Origin of the sequence: Photobacterium sp. OFAV2-7, from assembly GCF_022347985.1 — a bacterium.
GTDB lineage: Bacteria > Pseudomonadota > Gammaproteobacteria > Enterobacterales > Vibrionaceae > Photobacterium.
In genome coordinates this window covers 1-3718 of record NZ_JAKRFQ010000506.1, presented here as the reverse complement: position 1 = coordinate 3718, position 3718 = coordinate 1, and the positions used below count along the sequence as shown (strand labels likewise).

The 3718-nt window shown below is 45.2% G+C and carries 4 protein-coding genes; 3 read left to right on the top strand and 1 reads right to left on the bottom strand.

The annotated features are described in order from the left end of the window. Positions 1-43 precede the first annotated feature (43 nt). The 3 genes from modB to MHN01_RS19885 all read left to right on the top strand — a co-directional run bounded on the left by modB (position 44) and on the right by MHN01_RS19885 (position 2971). The gene (gene modB, locus MHN01_RS19895; protein WP_239412944.1) at positions 44-712 is read left to right on the top strand and encodes a molybdate ABC transporter permease subunit; all 669 of its coding nucleotides are present in this window, start codon (positions 44-46) and stop codon (positions 710-712) included. Further along, a complete protein-coding gene (gene modC, locus MHN01_RS19890; protein ID WP_239412942.1) occupies positions 706-1785 on the top strand; it encodes a molybdenum ABC transporter ATP-binding protein ModC in 1080 nt (359 codons plus the stop codon). Before modB ends, modC begins: the two co-directional genes overlap by 7 nt. 526 nt (positions 1786-2311) lie before the next feature. Beyond that, positions 2312-2971, top strand: a complete 660-nt coding sequence (locus MHN01_RS19885) for a CAP domain-containing protein (protein ID WP_239412940.1) — start codon at positions 2312-2314, stop codon at positions 2969-2971. A 57-nt stretch (positions 2972-3028) separates the two neighbouring features. On the opposite strand, the gene MHN01_RS19880 is transcribed toward MHN01_RS19885, so the two are convergent. Next, positions 3029-3718, bottom strand: a 690-nt coding sequence (locus tag MHN01_RS19880; protein ID WP_239412939.1) for an LssY C-terminal domain-containing protein, incomplete at its 5' end; no start/stop codon positions are given.

Genomic DNA, 3718 nt, shown 5'->3' with positions numbered 1-3718 from the left:
ATTCAACACGAGCAGTAGACCGCATCTCTGTTTTGCTCATTATATTTATGGTCTTAAGCTTCGCGTTCGGTGTGTAGCGGTGGTGATTAGCTTACCGCTTGGGATCTTGTGCGCATGGTTGCTGGCGCGATGCCGGTTCTACGGCAAGGCCATTTTGGATGGCATTGTACATTTGCCCCTGGTACTCCCGCCGGTTGTTATTGGTTATCTGCTGCTAACTCTCATGGGGCGAAATGGTGTCATTGGCAAGGTGCTTTATGAGTGGTTCGGACTGACATTCAGCTTTAGTTGGCGCGGAGCAGTCATCGCCGTTGCTGTGGTTTCTTTTCCGCTAATGGTTCGTTCAATTCGTTTGGTGCTTGAAAGTGTCGATCCTAAATTGGAGCAAGCAGCCCGGACGCTTGGCGCCAGTCCCTTGAAGGTCTTTCTGACGATTACGTTGCCACTCACCGTTCCGGGTATTTTGACGGGGACTATACTGGCTTTTGCCCGCGCGCTGGGTGAGTTTGGGGCCACGATTACTTTTGTTTCGAATATACCCGGCGAGACACAGACAATCCCATTGGCGATGTTTTCCTTTATTGAAACACCGGGCGCTGAGAGTGAGGCGGCCCGCCTTTGTATTATTGCAATTACTATTGCCCTGGCTTCATTACTGGTTTCTGAATGGATGGCTAGAATGGCACGTAATCGACTGGAGACCCAATGCTAGCTATTAATGTTCAGAAAACACTTGGTAACTTAGAGCTGGATATCAAGCTTGATTTGCCAATGCAGGGGATCACCGCAATTTTTGGTCGTTCGGGAACAGGAAAAACATCACTGATTAATGTATTGAGTGGTTTAAGTGAGCCCGACAAAGGAGCGATCAAGCTCGGTGATCGAATACTGTGTGATAGTGAAGAAGGCATTTACCTTCCTCCTGAGAAAAGAAAAATCGGTTATGTGTTTCAGGATGCACGTTTGTTTCCGCATTATACGGTAGCCGGAAATCTAACCTATGGTTGCCGGGATAAAGATCAGGCCCACTTTGACGCCGTTGTTACGTTACTGGGCATAGAAAGCTTGTTACAGCGTTTTCCATCATCTTTGTCGGGAGGTGAAAAGCAGCGAGTAGCTATTGGCAGAGCATTGCTGACTAAACCCGATATGTTGCTGATGGACGAGCCTCTGGCGTCACTGGATCTGCCGCGCAAGCAGGAGCTGATGCCTTATTTGGAGAAGCTGGCTAAGCAGGTAAATACACCTATTCTTTATGTTACCCATAGCCTCGATGAAATTTTGAGGCTTGCAGATCATATGGTGATGATTAATCAGGGCAAAGTTGTTGTTGCCGGGAATGTAAACAGTGTTTGGGGGTCACCGGAAATGCGTCCGTGGTTACCAGCTAAGGAGCAAAGCTCTTTGATTAGCGCACGGGTAAACCACACCCATCCGGACTATGCTTTGACTCAGGTAATGCTAAACCATGATGCATGCCTATGGGTAAGCAAATTGAACAGGCTGCGCGGGGAGTGGGTAAGAGTACGTATTCACTCCAATGACGTCTCGATAACTAAGGCAAAACCTGAAAAGACAAGTATCCGTAATATATTGACGGCAAGGGTGGACAAGCTTCTTTCTGTTGATGAAGAGGAAAAAGTGGCCGTAAGGCTTCGAGTCGGAGAAGCTCAGATATGGGCGAACCTTACACTATGGGCAGCAGATGAGCTAAATATCAAAGTTGGGGATGAGGTGTTTGCTCAAATAAAAGGTGTGAGTGTGACTCAAGATGACTGGGTATAATTAATTAGAAAACGAGTACTTACTTTGTAATAAAAGCTTTACTGGCTAGGTTAGTAATGGACCACAAAATAATGATGACATTAAAGTTAATGTTGGTAATTGTTTGTGGTCTTTTTTATCCTGATTCTACATAAGAAAACTATTTTAACTTTTATTTCTGTTGTGTGAGTTCGGCTGTTGGTTAAATGTATAGGTTATTCTGTATATCTTTGTATTAAAAGTTATGCAAAACTGATGTGCTTTTTTTGTTGTGTGTATCTTATTGAATAAAGTGAGATAAATATGATTATGCACGATGTTCTTGTATTGTTTGTATTGTAAAAAGTGTGTCAGGATGTTTGAAATATAACCGTTGCATATTGAACTGTTCAGCTTTGAGTCAGTATATTGTTCACCACATTAAGGCTGGTCAGGAATTGGCTGAGACACAAATCTTAGTTTTCTTAATATACTTTTTTGTTGTTTGGATACGATATAAGTCTATTTGGAAATCATAAATTCAATTAAACATATACTGGATGTACCCATGCGCACACTATCATTATTAATTCTTTCTACGTTATTGGTTACAGGCTGCGGTTCTGGCGGTGGTTCTGATGACGGTGCCGCTACTGGCGGAGATTCAAACTCAGGGAACGGATCAGTTATTTCTGGTGACGGCAACAGCGGTTCCAATAATGGTGGTAGTTCTGACAATGGTGGCAACTCCGGTAATAACGGCGGCAGCAATGGCGGCGATAACGGAAGCAACGGCGATCCGCAGAGTGGCGATTTTGCTGACCAGATGTTAGCGGCAGTGAATGCGGCACGTGCACAGGCTCGTGACTGTGGTGGACAGATGATGCCGGCAGTACCTGCATTAACATGGGATTATAGCCTGGAGCAGGCAGCCTTTGTTCATTCAAGCAACATGGCAAACTACAACTTCTTCAGCCATACCGGTTTAAATGGTGACCAGCCAAGTGATCGTGTTTCTGACCAGGGTTATAGCTGGAGCACTGTGGGGGAAAACATTGCTGCGGGTCAGAAAGATCTCGCTTCGGTAATGGATAGCTGGCTAAATAGCCCGGGCCACTGTAAGAACATCATGAGTGCGAACTACACTCAGATGGGTGCTTCATCAGTGACTAACTCAAGTGCGCAATATAGCATTTACTGGACTCAGGTTTTTGCCCGTCCACGTTAATTTTGTTGGCACTTGCTAATGAAGATATCGCCGCTGTTTGATACTGCGGCGATTCAATCATGTTGTGCTCTTGTCTTTCGAGAGTATTACGATCTGGCCGTCACTGAAATAGTGGCGGCTTTTTGAATACGCAACAGGCTTGCCAAACTGTTGGTATTCAACATTCCACCCAGAGTCTTTGGCTTTTTCTGCCAGCTCATCCCTTTCTATATCGATATCAGGGTCGATACCGTGCAAAATGGTAATAATCCCTTTGTAATGAGCCAGTTTTAGCTCGTTGTCGTAGCTAACTGCTCCCACCCATATGGGCTTTCCTGACTGCTCCTCATTACCGGCGTACCACCAGCGAATATGCTTCCTGTTAACCAGATCCCCGGCAAGTTGGTAGGCATACCATTGAGGTTGCTGGTTCCAGTAAAGATCGGAGATAGGCGGTAGCTCTTTTGAAAGCAGCTTTAAATAACGACTCAGTGTCAGGTTATCTCGCGAGAATGTTTCATTCTCAATCCAGCCTAATTCACCCATGAGCTGTTGCGGTGTATTCCCCACAACAACGATATTGATTGGTTGCGCCTGATATACAGGAGCCAAACCCGGATAAACGGTATAATCCAGTTCACGCAGTGATTGTTGGGTATTGTTTATTTCTTTTGTTTCAAATGCATACGCATCGCTGGCAAAAAAGTGATAATAATTCGCCCCGGCCATCACAGCGAGCCAGCACAGACAGATGTTCAACCACCTTTT

Coding starts and splice junctions, on each gene's coding strand:
- modC (WP_239412942.1), top strand. CDS start 706: ATGCTAGCTATTAATGTTCAGAAAACACTTGGTAACTTAGAGCTGGAT.
- MHN01_RS19885 (WP_239412940.1), top strand. CDS start 2,312: ATGCGCACACTATCATTATTAATTCTTTCTACGTTATTGGTTACAGGC.